1 protein-coding gene and 1 pseudogene are annotated in these 719 nt (G+C 52.3%); both read right to left on the reverse strand.

The window, feature by feature from the left end; translation table 11 throughout:
• Positions 1-202 (reverse strand): annotated as a pseudogene (locus tag BN93_RS16045) (conjugative transposon protein TraN); the annotation flags it as partial.
• Positions 203-240: 38 nt separating this feature from the next.
• The coding region (traM, locus tag BN93_RS16050; RefSeq protein WP_019189285.1) for a conjugative transposon protein TraM at positions 241-719 on the reverse strand (479 nt) is incomplete at its 5' end.

A 719-nucleotide genomic window follows, 5' to 3' on the forward strand; every position in this document is an offset into this window, starting at 1 on the left:
GATCCACATAGCGCACGGCAGAGGGGAAGATGATGTGCACCGTCTTATCGTAGGTAATTTCCAAACCGTGGGGTGGTATCATCCGCTCAAAGGCAATTTTGCGAGTCAGCCCCTGATAGAGATCTCCGCTTGAAGTTGTTTCCTGTGCGTTGGCACAGACTGCGCCCAGCATCAGGGCGATGGCTAAAACTGTTCTTTTCATTTTTACTTTGGATTAAAGTGGTGAATAATAACTGTGAATTACTTGTTGTCCGATTGGTAGAGCAATACCTTGTAACCAGCCTTCAGATGCACCTTGACGGTACGCATTTTCTTAGAGAAATACTGCGAGGTGCCTTGTATCAGTCCCTTCCCCAAATCAGCGGCAAGCTGTGCGCCCGCATCAGTGGAGAAGTTCATACTGCTGCCTGCGGAAGTACCCATTCCTGCGACAATCTCCTTCGCGGCACTGCGCTCCATCGAGCCGGGGATGAATATCCCAGCTTGTCCGTCCGTATCGTACACCGCCAACTCCACGGGGATGATGTTCCCGTGATATTCCAGCGAAGAGATGAGTACGTTCAGGCGTTCACCCTGTATCTTCGCCACGCCGACCACCGAGGTGTTCCGAGGGATTTCCCTACCGGATACCAGCATCGGCTCCAAGAGACGGAAACGTACCGTTTGCCCGTCCGTAACCGTCTGCCGGGTATGTACACAGGCGGAGATGGTATTCTTCT

Origin of the sequence: Prevotella conceptionensis 9403948 (assembly GCF_000312305.1) — a bacterium.
Lineage (GTDB): Bacteria > Bacteroidota > Bacteroidia > Bacteroidales > Bacteroidaceae > Prevotella > Prevotella conceptionensis.